The sequence below is a fragment of the Bradyrhizobium sp. AUGA SZCCT0158 genome, from assembly GCF_018130065.1.
Classification (GTDB): domain Bacteria; phylum Pseudomonadota; class Alphaproteobacteria; order Rhizobiales; family Xanthobacteraceae; genus Bradyrhizobium.
Genome location: NZ_JAFCME010000005.1, coordinates 302,153 through 317,915, shown reverse-complemented (window position 1 = coordinate 317,915; position 15,763 = coordinate 302,153). Strand labels below are relative to the sequence as shown.

Here is a 15,763-nt window from a genome sequence, read left to right as displayed (position 1 = left end):
GTGGCACCTGCGCTGGTGGGGCAAGTTAGCGAACGGTAAACGAAAGAGGTGCGATATAATCAGGAGAATCAGGGCGCCCATAGTCCATGACCAAGCCTGTTCCGTCACCCCAACCGATCGAACTCGATTGCGCCGACGCGACGCTGGCGTTCGAGATAACGCGGTGGCTGTCGCATCTGCGCGCCGAACGTCGGCTGTCACCCAAAACGCTGGAGGCCTACGCCCGCGACCTCCGGCAATGCCTGATTTTTCTCAGCCAGCACTGGGGCCGAAAAGTTACGCTCAAGGGGTTTGCAGCGCTGGAAGCCAGCGACATCCGGGCCTTCATGGCGATGCGCCGCGCCGACGACATCGGGGGCCGCTCGCTGATGCGGGCGCTGGCAGGGCTGCGCTCGTTCGGACGTTTTCTGGAGCGCGAAGGCAAGGGCAAGGTCGGCGCGCTCTCGGCGATCCGTGCGCCGAAAATCGGCAAGAGCCTGCCGAAGCCGATCCAGATGGCGGCCGCCAAACGTTTTGCCGATGCCGACGAACGCGCCGGCGAGGATCGCGATCCCTGGATCTGGGCGCGCGATGCCGCCGTGATGGCGCTGCTGTACGGTTCGGGCCTGCGCATCTCCGAGGCGCTGGGCTTAAAAAAGCGCGACGTGCCGCGGCCCGGCGAAGGCGACGTCATCATCGTGACCGGCAAGGGCAACAAGACCCGCATGGTGCCGGTGCTGCAAAACGTGCTGGCGCTGATCGCCGATTACACCGCCGTCTGCCCGCATCAGCTTAACCCGGAGGGACCGATTTTCGTCGGCGCACGCGGCGGGCCGCTCAGCCCGCGAATCATCCAGCTGACCATGGAGCGGCTGCGCGGCGCGCTCGGCCTACCCGACAGCGCGACGCCGCATGCGTTGCGGCATTCCTTTGCTACCCACCTGCTGTCGCGCGGCGGCGATCTGCGCGCGATCCAGGAATTGCTCGGCCACGCCTCGCTCTCGACCACGCAGATCTATACCGGCATCGACAGCGAGCGGCTGCTGGAAGTTTACAAGACGGCGCATCCGCGCGGCTGAACGCCGGCCGCGCTCCGACATACTATCGTCACATCGTGGACTGCCCGCTCCTGCCCCCTTGCGCCCGCCTTATTTGTTCGGCAATCGTCTCATCACCATTGGCAGGAGAGAAACATGGGCGCACATGAAAGCATGGAGCATGCGGAGCACGCCGAGCACGCTTCCAGCTCCAACAAGAGAATCGCATTGCTGATCGCCGTCATTGCGCTGTTTCTTGCGCTGTCGGAGACCCTCGGCAAGGGCGCGCAGACCGAATCGATCAGCAAGAATGTCGAGGCGTCGAACCTCTGGGCGTTCTTCCAGGCCAAGAGCATCCGCCGCACCACGGTTCAGGCCACCGCCGAGCACGCCAAGCTGAGCCTCGGGGTCACCAGCGATCCGGCCGCAAAGGCGGCGCTGCAAAAGCAGATCGATGACTGGACCAAGACTGCGGCGCGCTATCGCTCGGAGCCGGAAACCGGCGAGGGCTCGGAAGAACTCATGAAGCGCGCCAAGCATGCCGAACATTTGCGCGACGAGGCGATGGCCAAGTACCATCACTACGAAGTCGCTTCGGCCGCGTTCCAGATCGGCATCGTGCTGGCATCGGCGACCATCATCACCGGCATGATCGTGCTGGCCTGGGGTTCCGCCCTGCTCGCGGTGATCGGAATTGGCTTCACCTTGATCGGCCTGTTCGCGCCGCATGCCGTGCATTTGATGTAGCTTGTTTCACTCCTCCCATCGGGAGAGGTGTGAGTTCGGTCACCGGCTTTACCGCGCCTCGTGCACGCGCTTGCGAAAACGCTGGATCAGCCTCAGCGTCCGGGCTGACCAGCCGCTGCCGTCGCCGCGCAGCATTTCCGCGATCCGGCGTTTGACCGGCTCGACCAGTGCGGCCGCCCTGGCGCGCAACGCCATGATGAACTCATAGACCGTCTTGAACCATTGCATCTGCAGCAGCTTCGGCCGCGTCACTTCGAAGATAAAGGCGGTGACGCCGACGCCGATGAATTTTCCGAGAACGATGACGACGATCGCGCTGATCCAATATTCATTCGCCAGCAGCCACAGCCCGACCAGTTTGAGCGGAAACAGCGGGATCACCGGCACCGCAAATACGATCAACGTCATCGCCGGCGACAGCGTATCGACACGCTCGGACAGCCATCGCTTGAACGCGCGGAACGGAATCCACGCGACGATGCGCTCGACGATCGGCTCGAGATGATCCCACAGCCATGCTTCGATCAGGAAGATGACCGCAAGCAGAATCCATAACGGCTTCAATAGACGGCGCATCATCTGAAAAACTCGACCCGGCGTGTGCCGGGCATCGATCACATATGGATGGCCCGTTTGCCGACCGCAAGCGCGGCTTCCTTGATGGCCTCGGAGCGAGTCGGATGCGCGTGGCAGGTTCGTGCCAGATCTTCGGCGGAACCGCCAAACTCCATCAGAACGGCGGCTTCATGGATCATCTCGCCGGCTTCACGGCCAATAATGTGCACGCCGAGCACGCGATCGGTCTTCGCATCGGCGAGAATCTTTACAAAGCCGTCCGTGGTCTGGTTGACCTTGGAGCGGCCGTTGGCAGTGAAGGGGAATTTGCCCGACGTGTAAGCGACGCCCGCCTGCTTCAGCTCTTCCTCTGTCTTGCCGACCGACGACACTTCCGGTGTGGTATACACAACGCCCGGGATGACGTCGTAATTCACGTGCCCGGCTTGCCCTGCGATGATCTCGGCACACGCCACGCCTTCGTCCTCGGCTTTGTGCGCAAGCATCGGACCCGCCACCACGTCGCCGATCGCATAGACGCCCTTCACGTTGGTCGAGAAATGCGCGTCGATCTCGACGCAGCCGCGATTGTCGAGCGCAATACCGGCCTCCTTCAGCCCAAGGCCGTCGGTGTAAGGCACGCGGCCGATGCAGACCAGCACCACATCGGCTTCGATGCTCTCCGCTGCACCGCCCGCCGCCGGCTCGACTTTGGCCGACAGCGTCTTGCCCGACGTGTCGACACCCGTAACCTTGGCGCCGAGCTTGAACGCAAAGCCCTGCTTTTCGAGAATGCGCTGGAATTGTTTTGCGACTTCGCCGTCCATGCCGGGCAGGATGCGGTCGAGGAATTCCACCACGGTGACTTTCGCACCTAACCGGTGCCATACCGAACCGAGTTCGAGCCCGATCACGCCGGCGCCGACGATCAGCAGGTGTGAGGGCACCTTGTCGAGCGACAGCGCGCCGGTCGACGACACGATCCGCTTCTCATCGATCTCGATGCCCTTCAGCCGCGCGATGTCGGAGCCGGTGGCGATCACGATGTTTTTGGTCTCGATCGCCTGCGCCTTGCCGTCACCGCCTGACACTTCGACCTTGCCGGCACCGAGAACCTTGCCCGTGCCGCTGATGACGTCGATCTTGTTCTTCTTCATCAGGAACTCGACGCCCTTGACGTTGCCGTCGATGCCCTGCTGCTTGAAGTTCATCATCGAAGGCAGATCGAGCTTCGGTGCGGAAATGCTGACGCCCATTTTTGCAAAGGAGTGCCCGGCTTCCTCGAACATCTCGGACGCATGCAGCAGCGCCTTCGACGGCATGCAGCCGACGTTGAGGCAGGTGCCCCCGAGCGTCGCATTCTTCTCGACCACCGCGACCTTCATGCCGAGTTGCGCGGCGCGCACCGCGCAGACATATCCGCCCGGACCGGTGCCGATGACGACGAGATCGTAAGAAGCCATGATTGAAGTCCCGTAACTGAATTCTATGACAGGGTATTACCGGCCGCCCGATACATCGAGGATGGCGCTGGTGACGTACGAAGCGTCGTCCGACATCAGCCAGACGATGGCATTGGCGATTTCTTCCGCGGTGCCGACGCGCTTCATCGGCACCATGTGCGCAAGACGATGAGCACGATCGGGCTCGCCGCCGGCCGCATGAATTTCGGTATCGATCAGCCCGGGCCGGATTGCAGCGACGCGTATCCCCTCGCCGGCGACTTCATGGCCGAGCCCGACCGTGAACGAATCGACCGCGCCCTTGGAGGCCGCGTAATCGACATACGTATTCGGCGCACCGAGTCTCGCCGCGACCGAGGAAAGATTGACGATAACGCCGCCTTTGCCGCCATGCTTGGTCGACATGCGCTTCACGGCCTCGCGCGCGCACAGGATGGATCCAGTAACGTTGACCGCCATCACGCGCTGGATGCGCTCGGCCGACATCTCGTCGACGCGCACGCCGCTCTGACCGACAATACCGCCGTTGTTGACGAGCGCCCCTAACGTACCGAACTGATCGGCCGCCTTGAACAGCGCGAGGATGTCGCTTTCCTCGGCAACGTCGCATTTCACCGCGACGGCCTTGCCGTTCCTGCGCTCGATTTCGGCAACGACTTCGTTCGCCGCCGCCTCGTTACTGGCGTAACCGACGACGACCCGAAAACCGCGGGCCGCCGCGGCAATCGCGGTGGCACGGCCGATGCCGCGGCTACCGCCGGTGATGACAACAACACGATCCGTCACATTCGCCCCCATTGATCCACGCGTTCACTACGCCGCTCAAAATACCCGCCGAGGAGCGGGCATTCGAAACGCGCCGTGCCTCAGAGATCCAGCACCAGCCGCGCCGGATCTTCCAGGCTCTCCTTGACGCGAACCAGGAACGTCACCGCTTCCTTGCCGTCGATGACGCGGTGATCGTAGGACAGCGCCAGATACATCATCGGGCGGATCTCGATCTTGCCGCCGACCGCCATCGGCCGCTCCTGGATCTTGTGCATGCCCAGAATGGCGGACTGCGGCGCGTTCAGGATCGGCGTCGACATCAGCGAACCGTAGATGCCGCCATTGGTGATGGTGAAGGTGCCGCCCTGCATCTCGTCGATCTTGAGCTGGCCGTCGCGGGCGCGGCGGCCGAAATCGGCGATGCTCTTTTCGATGTCGGAGATCGACTTGTGGTCGCAGTCGCGCACCACGGGGACGACCAGGCCCTTGTCGGTGCCGACGGCGACGCCGACATGATAGTAGTTCTTGTAGATCAGATCGGAGCCGTCGATCTCGGCATTGACGGCCGGAATATCCTTGAGCGCCTGCACGCAGGCCTTGGTGAAGAAGCCCATGAAGCCGAGCTTGGTGCCGTGCTTCTTCTCGAATACGTCCTTGTACTGCGTCCGCATCGCCATGATGTGGCTCATGTCGACCTCGTTGAAGGTCGTGAGCATCGCCGCGGTGTTCTGCACGTCCTTCAGGCGGCGCGCGATGGTCTGGCGCAGCCGCGTCATCTTCACGCGCTCTTCGCGCGCGGCATCGTCAGCGGGCGACGGTGCACGCACCTGCACGGCAGCGGCGGGCTGATTGACCGGGGTCGGCGCCGAAGCCGCCTTCTCGATCGCAGCCAGCATGTCGCCCTTGGTGACGCGGCCATCCTTGCCGGAGCCGGGCACGGTCGCGGCATCGACGCCGCTCTCGACGGAGAGTTTGCGCACCGACGGCGCCAGCGGCGTATCCGCGGGTGCGGCCTTTGGCGCCGCAGCAGGTGCTGTGGCAGCGGCGGGCGGCGGAGCGGCCGGCGCTGCTGCCTTTGCGGGAGCGGCCGCGGGCTTGGCGCCTGCCGCGCCGTCATTGATCTGTCCGAGCAGCGCGCCGACGGCGACGGTTTCGCCGTCCTTGGCGGCGATCTCGCCCAGCACGCCTGCTGAAGGCGCCGGGACTTCGATGGTGACCTTGTCGGTCTCGAGCTCCACCAAAGGCTCGTCCACCGCCACGGCATCGCCGGCCTTCTTGAACCAGCGGCCAATGGTGGCCTCCGTCACGGACTCGCCGAGCGTCGGAACGCGAATGTCAGTCATGGTCTGTTTTTCCTCAATACCCTTAAGCAGTCATCTATTTCAAACTGTCATCGCCCGCCGTGTGCGCAATTGCGCTCAGGGGCGGACAATCCAGTACTCCGTGACGATTGCGATTAAAACGAACGGCGCGGAGTACTGGATGCCCCGCCTTCGCGGGGCATGACGGATCAGTTCAGCGCGTCATCCAGCAGTGCCTTGAGCTGCGCCAGATGCTTCGACATCAAACCGGTGGCCGTGGCCGCCGCCGCCGCGCGGCCGGCGTAACGCGGACGCCTGTTCGGCGCGTGGATCTGGTTCAGCACCCATTCGAGATAGGGCTCGATGAAGTGCCACGCACCCATGTTGCGCGGTTCTTCCTGGCACCAGACGACTTCCGCATTCTTGAAGCGGGCGAGTTCGTGCACCAGCGCCTTCAGCGGCACCGGATAGAGCTGCTCGACGCGCATCAGGTAGATGTCATCGATGCCGCGCTTCTCGCGCTCCTCGTAGAGATCGTAATAGACCTTGCCCGAGCACAGCACGATGCGGCGGATCTTGTCGTCGTCCACCAGCTTGATCTTCTCGTCCGGCAGCATCTGGGCGTCATCGTAGAGGATGCGGTGGAACGTGGCGTCCTTGCCGAGTTCGTCGAGCCGCGACACCGCCCGCTTGTGGCGCAGCAGCGATTTCGGCGTCATCAGGATCAGGGGTTTGCGGATTTCGCGATGCAGCTGACGCCGCAGCACGTGGAAGTAATTCGCCGGCGTGGTGGGATAGACCACCTGCATGTTGTCTTCGGCGCACATCTGCAGGAAGCGTTCGAGCCGCGCCGAGGAGTGCTCCGGTCCCTGCCCTTCATAGCCATGCGGCAGCAGGCAGACGAGACCCGACATGCGCAGCCATTTGCGTTCGCCCGAGGAGATGAACTGGTCGAACAGCACCTGCGCCCCGTTGGCGAAGTCGCCGAATTGGGCTTCCCACATCGCGAGCGCATTCGGCTCGGCCAGCGAATAGCCGTACTCGAAGCCGAGCACCGCCTCTTCCGAAAGCAGCGAGTTGATCACCTCGTAGTGGCCCTGATCGGGGCCAAGGTGATTGAACGGCGTGTACCGGCTCTCGTCCTCCTGGTCGATCAGCACCGAATGGCGCTGCGAGAAGGTGCCGCGCTCGGAGTCCTGCCCCGACAGGCGGACGTGCCGGCCTTCCTGCATCAGCGTGCAGAACGCCAGCGCCTCGCCGGTGGCCCAGTCGATGCCGACGCCATTGTCGATCGCCTTGGCTCGATTTTCCAGGAAGCGCTGAATGGTGCGGTGAACGCGGAAGCCGTCTGGCACCTTGGTGATCTTGCGGCCGATATCCTTCAGGATAGCCGTATCGACGCCGGTAACGCCGCGGCGCGCATCCTCTTCCTGATCGGCGGACTTGAAGCCGGCCCATTTGCCGTCGAGCCAATCGGCCTTGTTGGGCTTGTAGCCCGAGCCGGCCTCGAGTTCGGCATCGAGCCGCGCACGCCAGTCGGCCTTGGCCTTTTCGACCTCGCCCTCGGTCAAGACGCCGTCAGCGATCAGCCGCTTGGAATAAAGCTCGACCGTGCCGGGATGCGTTGCGATCTTCTTGTACATCACCGGCTGGGTGAACATCGGCTCGTCGCCTTCGTTGTGGCCATGCCTGCGGTAGCAGAACATGTCGATCACGACGGGCTTGTGGAATTTCTGCCGGAATTCGATCGCGACCTTGGCCGCGAACACCACGGCTTCCGGATCATCGCCGTTCACATGGAAGATCGGCGCATCGATCATCTTCGCCACGTCGGACGGATAGGGCGAGGAGCGCGAGTAGCGCGGATAGGTGGTGAAGCCGATCTGGTTGTTGACGATGAAGTGCAGCGAACCGCCGGTGCGGTAGCCCTTCAGGTCGGACAGGCCGAAGCATTCGGCGACCACGCCCTGGCCGGCGAAGGCGGCGTCGCCATGCATCAGCACCGGCAGCACCGAAATCCGCATGTCCGGCGGATCGCCATGCTGGTCCTGCTTGGCGCGCACCTTGCCGAGCACGACCGGATCGACGATTTCCAAATGCGACGGGTTGGCAGTCAGCGACAGATGGATCTTGTTGTTGTCGAACTCGCGGTCGGACGAGGCGCCGAGGTGATATTTGACGTCGCCGGAGCCTTCGACCGCGTCGGGATTGGCGGAGCCGCCCTTGAATTCATGGAACAGCGCGCGGTGCGGCTTGCCCATCACCTGGGTCAGCACGTTGAGGCGGCCGCGATGCGGCATGCCGAGCACGATCTCTTTTACGCCGAGATTGCCGCCGCGCTTGATGATCTGCTCCAGCGCCGGGATCAGCGATTCGGCACCGTCGAGGCCGAAGCGCTTGGTGCCGGTAAATTTGATGTCGCAGAATTTCTCAAAGCCTTCGGCTTCGATCAGCTTGTTCAGAATCGCGCGCCGGCCTTCCGGCGTGAAGCTGATTTCCTTGTCCGGACCTTCGATGCGTTCCTGGATCCAGGCCTTCTGCGCCGCGTTGCTGATGTGCATGAACTCGACGCCGAGCGTCTGGCAGTAGGTGCGCTCGCAGATCGCGACGATTTCGCGAAGCGTGCCGTATTCCAGACTGAGCACGTGATCGAGGAAAATCTTGCGGTCGAAATCGGCCTCGGCAAAACCGTAGGTGCGCGGATCAAGCTCCTCGCGGTCGCGCTGGGCCTCGATGCCGAGCGGATCAAGCTTGGCGTGGAAATGACCGCGCATCCGGTAGGCGCGGATCAGCATCAGGGCGCGGACCGAATCGCGCGTCGCCTGGTTGATGTCGGCCGACGCCACTTCGGCGCCCTTGGCCTGCGCCTTGGCCGCCAGCTTGGCACCAACCGCCTTTTCGACCTGCGCCCAGTTGCCGTCCAGCGCCGATGTCAGTTCGTCACGCGGCGTCAATGGCCAGTTGTCGCGGCCCCAGGAAGCGCCGCCGGCGTTCTTCCGGACGTCGGCCGGGGTGTCTTTCAGGCTCTTGAAGAATTCCTGCCAATCGGGATCGACCGAGGCGGAGTCCTGTTCGTAGCGGGCGTAGAGGTCGTCGATGTAGGTGGCGTTGGTGCCCTGCAAAAAGGAAGAGAGGGCAAATGCAGCATTCGCGTCCTGGCGAGACATGATGGCGTCCTGGTAATTTTTTGGCTTCGCGCGTGGAAAACGGCGCTTTGGCCGGTCCGGAGGCCCGGACCAGCGAGGTAAAGCACCTTTACCCTATTTAGCGCGAAACTTCCCGCCCAAAAGAACCAAGAATTGAATTAGGACTTCAATTTTTCGGCAAGGGTGTGTCCAAGCCGCGCCGGCGACGGAGAGACCGTGATTCCGGCCGATTCCATCGCTGCGGTCTTGGAACCGGCGTCACCCTTGCCGCCGGAGATGATCGCGCCGGCATGGCCCATGCGGCGGCCGGGAGGGGCGGTGACGCCGGCGATGAAGCCGACCATCGGCTTCATGCGGCCCCGCTTGGCCTCGTCCTTGATGAACTGGGCGGCGTCTTCCTCGGCGGAACCGCCGATTTCACCGATCATGATGATCGAGGTGGTCTTGGGGTCGGCAAGGAACATTTCCAGCACGTCGATAAATTCGGTGCCCTTGACCGGGTCGCCGCCGATGCCCACGGCGGTGGTCTGGCCGAGGCCTTCCTGGGTGGTCTGGAACACGGCTTCATAGGTCAGCGTGCCCGAACGGGAGACGATGCCGACGCTGCCGGGCTTGAAGATATTGGCCGGCATGATGCCGATCTTGCATTCACCCGCGGTCATGACACCCGGGCAATTCGGTCCGATCAGGCGGGACCTCGACCCTGACAGCGAACGCTTGACGCGGACCATGTCGAGCACCGGAATGCCCTCGGTGATGCACACGATCAGCGGAATTTCCGCATCGATCGCCTCGCAAATCGCATCCGCAGCCCCCGGCGGCGGCACATAGATGACGGACGCATCGGCGCCGGTTTTTTCGCGCGCTTCGGCAACCGTGTCGAACACCGGCAGACCGAGATGCGTCGCACCGCCTTTGCCAGGCGAGGTGCCGCCGACCATCTTGGTGCCGTACGCGATCGCCGCTTCGGAATGGAACGTGCCGTTCTTGCCGGTAAACCCCTGGCAGATGACTTTGGTGTTTTTATCGATCAGAACGGACATGATGGATGTTACTTCCCTGTGTGATCGGAAACGGGATCAGTGGATTCGCCGATACGTGCCGGTGAGCACGTCGGCCCATCCTTCCGCATCAGGCGAGAACTGGATTTTCATGGTGTAGTTGTTGTCGTCGACGACTTCATAGACGTGGCGCGCATTGCCGCGCAGCGAGCCGCGCACCAGGATCAGCGTCTTGCCGGTCCAGCCGCCGGAGGCCGGCGCCGGCGAGTAGTAGCCGAGCGAATCGTGCCAGAACAATTTGTAGTGCCGGTCCTCGCGGTCGTAGGTGAACACGCCATGGGTGGCGAAAGTTTCCTTGCCGTCGCGTATCTGGACCGCGTCCTGGATCAGATAAAAACCGTTGAGATCCATGCGCGCCTTGACATGCGCGGTCGCCGGGCCGCCCGCGTTCCAGCGCGAGGGATAGACCATCTCTTCGCCGCTCCACTCGCCGGCAAACACGGCGAGCTTGCGGTGTTCCTCCAGGGCAGTCGGTGCGGCGAGACGGTCAGCCATCGCTAGCCTCCCTTGACGGCATTCACGATTTTCTGCGCGGCATCGTCGAGATCATCGGCGGGCAGCACGTTGAGACCGGATTCGCGGATGATTTTCTTGCCGGCGTCGACATTGGTGCCCTCGAGCCGAACCACCAGCGGCACTTTCAGGCCGACTTCCTTGACGGCCGCGACCACGCCCTCGGCGATGATGTCGCATTTCATGATGCCGCCGAAGATGTTGACGAGGATGCCCTTCACGTTCGGGTCGGCGGTGATGATCTTGAAGGCGGCCGCAACCTTTTCCTTGCTCGCGCCGCCGCCGACGTCGAGGAAGTTCGCGGGCTCCATGCCGTAGAGCTTGATGATGTCCATCGTCGCCATCGCAAGGCCGGCGCCGTTGACCATGCAGCCGATGGTGCCGTCGAGCGTGACGTAGTTGAGATCGTATTTCGACGCCTCGATTTCCTTGGCGTCCTCTTCGGTCTCGTCGCGCAGGGCGGCGACTTCCGGATGGCGATACATCGCGTTGTCGTCGAACGCGACCTTGGCGTCGAGCACGCGCAAATCGCCCTGCTTGGTGACGACCAGCGGATTGATTTCCAGCATCGCCATGTCCTTGGCGGTGAAGGCTTTGTAGAGCTGCGCAACCAGCTTCTCGGCCTGCTTGGCCAGATCGCCGGAGAGCTTCAGCGCCTTCGCGACCGTGCGGCCGTGATGGGCCATGATGCCGGTGGCCGGATCGACCGAGAAGGTGATGATCTTCTCAGGGGTGTTGTGCGCGACGTCCTCGATGTTGACGCCACCTTCGGTCGAGACCACGAACGAGACTTCGGAGGTTTCGCGATCGACCAGGATCGAGAGATAGAACTCCTTGTCGATGTCGGAGCCTTCCTCGATGTAGAGGCGGTTGACCTGCTTGCCGTGGGCGCCGGTCTGGATCGTGACGAGGGTCGCGCCCAGCATCTGCTTGGCGAACTCGTTGACCTCGGCGACCGACTTGGCGATGCGCACACCGCCCTTGTCGCCCGCGGAAGCTTCCTTGAACTTGCCCTTGCCGCGGCCGCCGGCGTGGATCTGGCTTTTCACCACCCAGATCGGGCCGGGAAGCGCCTTGGCGGCGGCTTCCGAATCCGAGGCCTTCAAGACCGGCACGCCGCGCGAAATCGGCACCCCGAATTCACTGAGCAACGCCTTGGCCTGGTATTCATGGATATTCATCTGGACGCTCCCCAAACCTTCATACGGCAAGTTCTACGGCCCACCGGCATTGGTAGTTGGCATACCATATACCAATAGAACTGCAAGCCAGAAACGCTTTCGCCCCGTTTCCAGGGCGAAAGCTGAATAAAATCAACGGCCGAGCAGATCGGGAGCGATTTTCTTGCAGGCATCGACCAGGCCCTGCACGGCGCCGACCGACTTGTCGAAGGCTTCGCGGTCCTTACCGGCCAGCTCGATCTCGACAATGCGCTCGACACCCTTCGAGCCGATGACGACGGGCACGCCGACATACATGTCCTTCACGCCGTATTCGCCGTTGAGATAGGCGGCGCAGGGCAGCACGCGCTTCTTGTCCTTCAGATAGCTCTCGGCCATCGCAATCGCGGAAGCCGCCGGGGCGTAGAAGGCCGAACCGGTCTTCAGCAGGTTGACGATCTCGGCGCCGCCATTGCGGGTGCGATCGACGATCTCGTCGATCCGCGCCTGCGAGGTCCAGCCCATCTTGACGAGGTCGGGCAGCGGAATGCCGGCAATGGTGGAGTAACGCGTCAGCGGCACCATGGTGTCGCCATGGCCGCCGAGCACGAAGGCGGTGACGTCCTCGACCGAGACGTTGAATTCGTCGGCGAGGAAATAACGGAAGCGCGCGGAATCCAGCACGCCGGCCATGCCGACCACCTTCTTGTGCGGCATGCCGGAAGCCTTCTGCAGCGCCCACACCATCGCGTCCAGCGGGTTGGTGATGCAGATGACGAAGGCGTCGGGGGCGTATTTCTTGATGCCGGCGCCGACCTGCTCCATGACCTTGAGGTTGATGCTGAGCAGATCATCGCGGCTCATGCCGGGCTTGCGCGGCACGCCGGCGGTGACGATGCAGACCTTGGCATTGTCGAGCGCCTCATAGGAATTGGCGCCGGTCAGATGCGCGTCGAAACCGTCGACAGGCGACGACTGCGCAATGTCGAGCGCCTTGCCCTGCGGCACGCCCTCGGCGATGTCGAACATGACGACGTCGCCGAGCTCCTTCAGGCCAATGAGGTGAGCCAGCGTTCCGCCGATCTGACCGGAGCCAATCAAAGCAATCTTGTCGCGCGCCATGGGAAATTTGTCCTTCTGAGACGTAGAGGAGGATGGAGAGTGAACTGGGAGGCTGGTTATCCCTTTCGAATGATACGTTCAAGTCGCGGCGTGCCCAATTGTAGGCCTTGCCTTCATTTCGATCAGGTATGCCACCGGCGTTCCCAACCGTCATTGCGAGAAGCAATCCATCTATCTCCGTGCGGAGGGGTGGATTGCTTCGCGGAGCCTGTCATCGGGCGCGCATTCGCGCGACCCGTTGGCTCGCAATGACGGCTGAAAGACTACGTTTCCACCAACCCCGTGCTCGACCCGCTCGCCGCTGAATCCTTCCGCCCGTGCGGGAGCGCCAGATAGGATTCGGAACTCATTTCGATCAGGCGCGACGAGGTCCGCTTGAACTCGTTCGCCTCAATGCCGTCGGTTGCCAGATACAGCGACACCGGATCGGCGTCCGCCGAGGCCATCAGCTTCACGGCATTGTCATAGAGCGTGTCGATCAGCGAGATGAAGCGCTTGGCCGCGTTGCGTTCGGCATAGTCCATCACAGGAATGCGATCGACGAGGATGGTGTGATAATCGTGCGCCAGCCGCAGATAATCAGAGGCGGCCAGCGGCTGCTCGCAGAGTTCGGCAAACGAAAAGCGGGCGACGCCATGCGACGAACAGGGCACGCGCAGGATGCGGCCCTTGATCGCGATATCGCGCGCCTTGCAGGGCGCGTTGCCGGTCATCTTGCGCCAGGCCTTGTCGAGCGCGTCACCGGCGGCGTCATCCGCCGGCACCAGCCACATCTTCACGCCGGCGAGTTTTTCCAGCCGGAAGTCGGTGCGCGCGTCGAGCCGCAGCACGTCCATGCGATCGGCAATCTGCGAAATGAATGGCAGGAACAGCGCGCGGTTGAGGCCACCCTTGTAGAGATCTTCGGGCGCGACGTTCGAGGTCGCCACCACGACGGTGCCGAGTTCAAACAGCTTTGAGAACAGCCGCCCCAAAATCATGGCGTCGGCGATGTCGGTGACGTGGAATTCGTCGAAGCACAGCAGCCATGCCTCCTCGAAGATCGCGTTCGCGGTCAGCGCGATCACATCGCCGTCGGCGATCTCGCCGCGCGCGATCTCCTGCCGGTAGCCGTAAATCCGCTCGTGCACCTCGGCCATGAATTCGTGGAAATGCGCGCGGCGCTTGTGCTCGATGGCGCTCTGCTGGAAGAACAGGTCCATCAGCATGGTCTTGCCGCGACCGACCTCCCCATGGACGTAAAGCCCGCGCGGCGGCGGCTCGTCCTTGTCGGCGAACAGCCGGCCGAGCAGGCTTTGCTTGCGCCGCGGCTTGTAGCTGGACAGCCGGTCTTCCAGCGCCGCAAATGCGTCGGCGGCGCGGGCCTGCGCCGGGTCGGCCTCGATCGCGCCGGAGGTGACCAGCCCCTGATAATGGGCGCGGAACGAGGTGGGTGAGGTCGTCGACAGCATGGCCCACCTTACGGCCCCAAGCGTGCGAGAATTGCAAGCCGTGAATTGGTGGTGGGGGTTATGCGCTTTCTTCTCCCTCGCCCCGTTCTTACGGCGCAGCGGGGCGAGGTAAGAAGCGCCCTCACGCACTCAGTGCGTAGGAATCCTCGACCACATAGGGGCCGCCGCCGGTCGAAGCGCGCGACGAGAACAGCACGAAGCGCGAGGCCATGAAGGTGCGGCTCGGAAAATAGCCGCGCACCGACAGATAGTCGGCGACATCCTGGCTCGAGGCGTCGTGCAGCCGCGCCAGCGTCACATGAGGGGTGAATTTGCGTCCCTCGGGATCTAGCCCCATGCGTTGCATCATCCGCTCGAGTTCGGCCTGCAATTCGATCAGCGGCCGGCTCGGTTCGACGGAGGCGACCACCGCCCGCGGCTTGCGGCCGCCAAAACTTTGCAGGCCCTGCACCTTGACCTCGAACGGCTTGCGGTTGACCCGAAACAACATCGAGGCGATTTCATTCGCCGACATGCCGTCGATGTCGCCGATGAAACGCAAGGTGACGTGATAATTTTCGGGATCGATCCAGCGTGCGCCCGGAAGGCCGCCACGCAAATTGGAAAGGGTCTGGCCAATCTCGGCCGGAATTTCCAGTCCAGCAAACAAACGCGGCATCGCTCGACTCCCGATGCTGAAACCCGATGACGAATCACCGATCACCAATTTCTACCTGAGTTATATGACCCTGCGAAGCAGCCGGCGCCACTGGACCGGAAAGCTACGGGGAAAACTATCGGGCAGGGTTATTCACTGCTGTATTTTCAGCTGCGTTGCGCAGATAACGCGCCGAGAAATGCCTCGACACTGGGCAGAATGTTTTTCACAATCATGTCGACCCCCTCAGCGGTCGGATGCAATCCGTCCGGCTGGTTGAGCTTGGCCTCGGCGGCGACGCCTTCCAGAAAAAACGGATAGAGCGGCACGCCGAAGGATTTCGAAAGCTCCGGGTAGATCGCGTTGAAGCGGGCCGCATACTCGCTGCCATAATTCGGCGGCGCCAACATCCCGCACAGCAGGACGGCGATCTTGCGGGCCTTAAGCCGGGTCAGGATATCGGTGAGCGCGGCGCGGGTGACGGCAGGATCGGTGCCGCGCAAGGCGTCATTGGCGCCGAGCTCGAGGATCACGGCCTCGGTTCCCTCCGGGACCGACCAGTCGAGCCGGTCGCGGCCGCCTGAGGTGGTGTCGCCGGACACCCCGGCATTGATCATATCTACCTTTATCCCCTTGGCTTCCAACGCCTTTTGCAGGCGGGCGGGGAACGCCCCGGTCGCCGCCAGGCCATAGCCGGCACTTAAGGAGTCGCCGAGCACGACCATCTTGATCGGCTTGACCGGAGGTGTGGCCGGGGTCTGCGCAAAAACCGTCTGTGTCGTCATCAAGGCCATAATCAACACGAGTATGTGCACGAACATGC

At 62.9% G+C, this 15,763-nt stretch carries 14 protein-coding genes; 2 read left to right on the top strand and 12 right to left on the bottom strand.

Annotation, left to right across the window (positions count from 1 at the left end; all coding sequences use genetic code 11):
• Nucleotides 1–86: 86 nt before the first annotated feature.
• Together JQ574_RS10080 and JQ574_RS10075 are read left to right on the top strand one after the other, a co-directional pair.
• On the top strand, nt 87–1,058 hold the full coding sequence (locus tag JQ574_RS10080) for a tyrosine recombinase XerC (RefSeq protein WP_212204164.1): 972 nt from the start codon (nt 87–89) through the stop codon (nt 1,056–1,058).
• 114 nt (nt 1,059–1,172) lie between these two features.
• Nucleotides 1,173–1,763, top strand: coding sequence for a DUF4337 domain-containing protein (locus JQ574_RS10075; protein WP_212204161.1), 591 nt, complete (start codon nt 1,173–1,175; stop codon nt 1,761–1,763).
• Nucleotides 1,764–1,811: 48 nt separating this feature from the next.
• Here JQ574_RS10075 and JQ574_RS10070 read toward each other — a convergent pair whose 3' ends face one another.
• The 12 genes from JQ574_RS10070 to JQ574_RS10015 all read right to left on the bottom strand — a co-directional run bounded on the left by JQ574_RS10070 (nt 1,812) and on the right by JQ574_RS10015 (nt 15,755).
• Nucleotides 1,812–2,342 carry a hypothetical protein gene (locus tag JQ574_RS10070; protein WP_212204159.1) on the bottom strand — a complete coding sequence of 177 codons (531 nt, stop codon included), beginning with the start codon at nt 2,340–2,342 and terminating at the stop codon, nt 1,812–1,814.
• 35 nt (nt 2,343–2,377) lie between these two features.
• Complete coding sequence (lpdA, locus tag JQ574_RS10065; RefSeq protein WP_212204157.1) at nt 2,378–3,781, bottom strand: dihydrolipoyl dehydrogenase; 1,404 nt, start codon at nt 3,779–3,781, stop codon at nt 2,378–2,380.
• Nucleotides 3,782–3,817: 36 nt separating this feature from the next.
• Nucleotides 3,818–4,567: an SDR family oxidoreductase gene (locus JQ574_RS10060; RefSeq protein WP_212204156.1), complete on the bottom strand. Its 750-nt coding sequence runs from the start codon at nt 4,565–4,567 to the stop codon at nt 3,818–3,820.
• 80 nt (nt 4,568–4,647) lie between these two features.
• The gene (odhB, locus tag JQ574_RS10055) at nt 4,648–5,892 is read right to left on the bottom strand and encodes a 2-oxoglutarate dehydrogenase complex dihydrolipoyllysine-residue succinyltransferase (RefSeq protein WP_212383466.1); all 1,245 of its coding nucleotides are present in this window, start codon (nt 5,890–5,892) and stop codon (nt 4,648–4,650) included.
• Between the two features lie 167 nt (nt 5,893–6,059).
• The gene (locus JQ574_RS10050) at nt 6,060–9,017 is read right to left on the bottom strand and encodes a 2-oxoglutarate dehydrogenase E1 component (protein WP_212204151.1); all 2,958 of its coding nucleotides are present in this window, start codon (nt 9,015–9,017) and stop codon (nt 6,060–6,062) included.
• 137 nt (nt 9,018–9,154) lie between these two features.
• Entirely contained in the window at nt 9,155–10,039 is an 885-nt protein-coding gene (gene sucD / locus JQ574_RS10045) for a succinate--CoA ligase subunit alpha (protein WP_212204149.1), read from the bottom strand.
• A 36-nt stretch (nt 10,040–10,075) separates the two neighbouring features.
• Nucleotides 10,076–10,552: a DUF1579 family protein gene (locus tag JQ574_RS10040; protein WP_212204147.1), complete on the bottom strand. Its 477-nt coding sequence runs from the start codon at nt 10,550–10,552 to the stop codon at nt 10,076–10,078.
• A 2-nt stretch (nt 10,553–10,554) separates the two neighbouring features.
• Nucleotides 10,555–11,751, bottom strand: coding sequence for an ADP-forming succinate--CoA ligase subunit beta (gene sucC, locus JQ574_RS10035; protein ID WP_212204145.1), 1,197 nt, complete (start codon nt 11,749–11,751; stop codon nt 10,555–10,557).
• A 132-nt stretch (nt 11,752–11,883) separates the two neighbouring features.
• Nucleotides 11,884–12,852 carry a malate dehydrogenase gene (gene mdh, locus JQ574_RS10030; RefSeq protein ID WP_212204137.1) on the bottom strand — a complete coding sequence of 323 codons (969 nt, stop codon included), beginning with the start codon at nt 12,850–12,852 and terminating at the stop codon, nt 11,884–11,886.
• Between the two features lie 263 nt (nt 12,853–13,115).
• On the bottom strand, nt 13,116–14,303 hold the full coding sequence (zapE, locus tag JQ574_RS10025; protein WP_212204136.1) for a cell division protein ZapE: 1,188 nt from the start codon (nt 14,301–14,303) through the stop codon (nt 13,116–13,118).
• A 121-nt stretch (nt 14,304–14,424) separates the two neighbouring features.
• The gene (gene thpR, locus JQ574_RS10020) at nt 14,425–14,961 is read right to left on the bottom strand and encodes an RNA 2',3'-cyclic phosphodiesterase (protein ID WP_192739017.1); all 537 of its coding nucleotides are present in this window, start codon (nt 14,959–14,961) and stop codon (nt 14,425–14,427) included.
• 146 nt (nt 14,962–15,107) lie between these two features.
• Nucleotides 15,108–15,755 carry an arylesterase gene (locus tag JQ574_RS10015; RefSeq protein WP_409363365.1) on the bottom strand — a complete coding sequence of 216 codons (648 nt, stop codon included), beginning with the start codon at nt 15,753–15,755 and terminating at the stop codon, nt 15,108–15,110.
• Nucleotides 15,756–15,763: the final 8 nt, after the last annotated feature.

Coding starts and splice junctions, on each gene's coding strand:
- JQ574_RS10075 (WP_212204161.1), top strand. CDS start 1,173: ATGGGCGCACATGAAAGCATGGAGCATGCGGAGCACGCCGAGCACGCT.
- JQ574_RS10080 (WP_212204164.1), top strand. CDS start 87: ATGACCAAGCCTGTTCCGTCACCCCAACCGATCGAACTCGATTGCGCC.
- mdh (WP_212204137.1), bottom strand. CDS start 12,852: ATGGCGCGCGACAAGATTGCTTTGATTGGCTCCGGTCAGATCGGCGGA.
- JQ574_RS10040 (WP_212204147.1), bottom strand. CDS start 10,552: ATGGCTGACCGTCTCGCCGCACCGACTGCCCTGGAGGAACACCGCAAG.
- JQ574_RS10050 (WP_212204151.1), bottom strand. CDS start 9,017: ATGTCTCGCCAGGACGCGAATGCTGCATTTGCCCTCTCTTCCTTTTTG.
- zapE (WP_212204136.1), bottom strand. CDS start 14,303: ATGCTGTCGACGACCTCACCCACCTCGTTCCGCGCCCATTATCAGGGG.
- odhB (WP_212383466.1), bottom strand. CDS start 5,892: ATGACTGACATTCGCGTTCCGACGCTCGGCGAGTCCGTGACGGAGGCC.
- thpR (WP_192739017.1), bottom strand. CDS start 14,961: ATGCCGCGTTTGTTTGCTGGACTGGAAATTCCGGCCGAGATTGGCCAG.
- sucC (WP_212204145.1), bottom strand. CDS start 11,751: ATGAATATCCATGAATACCAGGCCAAGGCGTTGCTCAGTGAATTCGGG.
- JQ574_RS10070 (WP_212204159.1), bottom strand. CDS start 2,342: ATGATGCGCCGTCTATTGAAGCCGTTATGGATTCTGCTTGCGGTCATC.
- lpdA (WP_212204157.1), bottom strand. CDS start 3,781: ATGGCTTCTTACGATCTCGTCGTCATCGGCACCGGTCCGGGCGGATAT.
- sucD (WP_212204149.1), bottom strand. CDS start 10,039: ATGTCCGTTCTGATCGATAAAAACACCAAAGTCATCTGCCAGGGGTTT.